Consider the following 3484-nt stretch of genomic DNA (forward strand, 5'->3'; position numbering starts at 1 on the left):
GTCGTCCGGCACCTGCCACACCTCGGAGCCGCTGAGGAACGTATCCGCGTCCGCCACGTGGTAGCGGGTCAGCAGCTCGCGCTGGACCTTGAACAGGTCCTGCGGGTACCGGAGATGGGCCATCAGCGAGGCCGAGATGTCGCTCTTCGGCTCGACCGTCTTCGGGAAGGCCTTCATCCAGGTCTTCAGGACGGGGTCCTTGGTGTCCCACTGGTAGAGCTTGACCTCGCCGGTGTACGCGTCGACGGTCGCCTTCACCGAGTTGCGGATGTAGTTGACCTGGTTCTGCTGGGCCACCACCGCACGTTGGTTGTTGTTGGCGGTGAGGGAGTCGGCCGTCGTGTCGCCCAGGGTGGTGCGGGAGGCGTACGGATAGCCGTTCGTCGTCGTGTACGCGTCGACGATCCACTGGATCTGGCCGTCGACCACGGCCGGGTAGGCGTCGCCGTCGATGGTCAGCCAGGGCGCGACCGCCTCGACGCGCTCCTTGGGCGTGCGGTTGTACAGAATCCGCGAACCCTTGCCGATGGCACCGGAGTAGAGGATCTGCGGCTCGCTGAACGCGACGGCGTACGCGGCGCGGTTGATCGGGTTGGAGAGGTTGACGCCGCTCTTCGCCTTGTAGCTGGTCGTCTTCTCACCGGTGTCGTCGGAGTAGTCGATCTCCTTCTGGGGACCGCCGACGATCGAGTACTGGTTGGTCTTCTCGCCGTAGTAGATCCGCTGCTGGTACGTCCCGAGGTCGCCCGTGGACGGCAGGTCGGACTCGGTGAAGACCGGGCGGCCCTCGTCGGCCGTGGTGCCCTTAGCCGCGACCACACCGAATCCGTGCGTGTAGCGGAAGTGGTCGTTGATCCAGTTGTTCTTCGGAATGCCGTTGAGGTTCAGCTCGCGCAGACCGATGACCGTGTCCTGGTCCTTGCCGTCCTTGGTGTACCGGTCGACGTCCAGGTTGGTCGGGAACGCGTAGTAGTTGCGCATCTGCTGGAGCTGCTGGAACGTCGNNTGCTCGCCGTGGCGTCGACGTCGTCGCGCAGCTTGCTCTTGTCCTTGGTGTCGCTGCGGCCGGGGTACTCGCTGACCTTGGCGCCGTCGATGCCGTACGCCTCGCGCGTCGCCTTCAGGTTCTTCTCGACGTACGGGGCTTCCTTCGCCTGCTCGTTCGGCTGGACCTGGAACTTCTGGACGATCGCCGGGTACAGCCCGCCGATGAGGATGGCCGAGAGGACCATCAGCCCGAAGCCGATGACGGGCAGCTGCCAGGTACGCCGCCACAGGGTCGCGAAGAACAGCAGCGAGCAGATGATGGCGATGCAGAACAGGATCGTCTTGGCCGGCAGATAGGCGTTGGCGTCGACGTACCGCAGGCCCGTCCAGTTGCCGGTCGCCTTGAAGTCACTCGACTTCACCGCGAGGCCGTACCGGTCGAGCCAGTACGCGACCGCCTTGAGGGCGACGAAGACGCCCAGCAGCACGGACAGGTGTCCGGTCGCCGCGGCCGTGGCGCGGGCCCCCGGGCTGGTGACGCGGAGGCCGCCGTACAGATAGTGGGTGAGGGCGGCGGCGATCAGGGAGAGGATCGTGGCCGCGAAGCCGAAGCCCAGCATGAAGCGGTACCAGGGCAGGTCGAAGGCGTAGAACGACACGTCCAGACCGAACTGGGGGTCCTTCTGTCCGAAGGACACCCCGTTGACCCACATCAGCCAGGTCCGCCACTGCCCGGACGCCGAGGCGCCCGCGATCAGACCGACCAGGGCGGTGATACCGAGCAGCAGCCACTTCTTGTACGGGGCGATGCCCATGCGGTACCGGTCGAGGCTCTGCTGCTCCATCGACATGGCGCTCAGCGGCGGGCGCAGCCGGTGCGCCAGCCAGATGTTCACGCCCACCGCGGTCGCCATCAGCAGACCGAAGACGGAGAAGAGGCCGATCTTGGTCCACAGTGTGGTCGTGAACACCGAGGAGTAGTTGACCGAGCGGTACCAGAGCCAGTCCGTCCAGAAACCCGCGAACATGATGAACGCCATGCCGAGGACGGCAAGGACGCCCAGCGTCATGAGCAGGGTCCGGACGCGCCGGGACGGGCGGCCCACTCTGATCCGTGGCCCCTGCGGGCCTCCGCCGCGGTCCGGCATCTGGAAAGCCAAGGTCGGCACCTCAAAAGTCGCTGTCGGTCCGTCAGGCCCCCGTGATCGCGGACCATCCGTCAGGCCTCGTGATCGTAGAGGCCTCACCTATGCAACTTACTCACGCTTTACTCGGTTCCCGGTTCGGGCCATGAACGAGGCAGGATTGTGACCATGTCCAACACTCCCATGGCGGCGAACCCGCTCACCCGGGCCGTACTCGAGATCGACGAGTACGCCTCCGGCCTCGGCTGGGACCAGCCGGCTCGTCTCTTCGCCCTCGTAGACACCGCCCGGCTGCGGGTCCAGGAACCGGTCCTCGCGGCCCAGCTCGGCCTGGCGGAAGAGCAGGAGACCACCGCAGGTCTCACCCCGATCGAGCAGGAGGAGATCCCGGCGGGCAAACCGCTGGACGAGTTCCTCGCCACCATCGCCTGGCCGGACGCGGTGGTCGGCTGCGCACTCACCGTCGAGCGTCTGATGCTCCCGCCGTCCGCGGAGGCGTCGGTCCCGCAGGGGCTGAGCGACAAGAAGCTGACGGCCTGGGTCGCCGCGCACCCGGACCGTCAGGAGGTCCGGATGACGGTCGGGGTGCTGCGCGACGGCACACGGGACTCGGCGGTGCGCCTGCGCGAGAAGGACGCTGCGACGGAGGTGCTCACGGGCTCGGGCCTGGTACCGGGCCTGGCGGAGGCCCTGTCGGCGACGTTCGCGGACTAGCGAAAACGGGTGGGCGGTCCTACGGACTGCCCACCGGTATCGCCTGGCTACCCGGTGCCGCCTACTTGGTGGTGCACTTCGGCAGATCACCGGTGTCACCGGAGCGGATGTCCTTGAGGGCGTTCAGCGCGTCGCCGATGGTGCCCACCTTGACGAGAGTGAGCCCGTCGGGGGTGTCCTTGGCGGCGGCCGCGCAGTTGTCGGCCGGCGTCAGGAAGTACTGAGCTCCCTTGTCCCGGGCGCCGACGGTCTTCAGCTCGATGCCGCCGATGGGGCCGACCTTGCCGTCATCGTCGATGGTGCCGGTGCCGGCCACGAACTTGCCGCCGGTGAGGCTTCCGGGCGTCAGCTTGTCGTAGATGCCGAGGGCGAACATGAGCCCCGCACTGGGCCCGCCGACATCGGCGAGCTTGATGTCGACGGTGAACGGGAAGGTGTGGTCGGTCCCCGCGGAGATCCCGACGATGGCGCGTTCGGCTCCGTCGTCGGCGGACTTCGTCGTGGTGACGGTGATGTCCTGCGTCTTGGTGGCCGCCCGGTGCGCCTTCTCGGCGGCGGCCTGCTCGGCTGCGGGCACGATGGTGAAGACGACCTTCTCGCCGGCCTTGTGCTTGGTCACCAGCTTGGCGACGTCGCCG

Annotated in this window: 3 protein-coding genes and 1 pseudogene; 1 reads left to right on the forward strand and 3 read right to left on the reverse strand. The window is 67.3% G+C overall.

The features are described 5' to 3' along the window. Both AOK08_RS47900 and AOK08_RS47905 read right to left on the reverse strand, forming a co-directional pair. The coding region (locus AOK08_RS47900) for a UPF0182 family protein (protein ID WP_241827216.1) at positions 1-1004 on the reverse strand (1004 nt) is incomplete at both ends. 2 nt (positions 1005-1006) lie between these two features. Next, a pseudogene (locus AOK08_RS47905) lies at positions 1007-2135 on the reverse strand (UPF0182 family protein); the annotation flags it as partial. A 165-nt stretch (positions 2136-2300) separates the two neighbouring features. Here AOK08_RS47905 and AOK08_RS34765 point away from each other — a divergent pair. Beyond that, complete coding sequence (locus tag AOK08_RS34765; RefSeq protein ID WP_055533450.1) at positions 2301-2846, forward strand: PPA1309 family protein; 546 nt, start codon at positions 2301-2303, stop codon at positions 2844-2846. 61 nt (positions 2847-2907) lie between these two features. Here the strand turns inward: AOK08_RS34765 and AOK08_RS34770 are convergent. Next, on the reverse strand, positions 2908-3484 hold a 577-nt coding region (locus tag AOK08_RS34770), incomplete at its 5' end, for a S16 family serine protease (protein ID WP_338400166.1).

The organism is Streptomyces graminilatus (assembly GCF_001418565.1).
GTDB lineage: Bacteria > Actinomycetota > Actinomycetes > Streptomycetales > Streptomycetaceae > Streptomyces > Streptomyces graminilatus.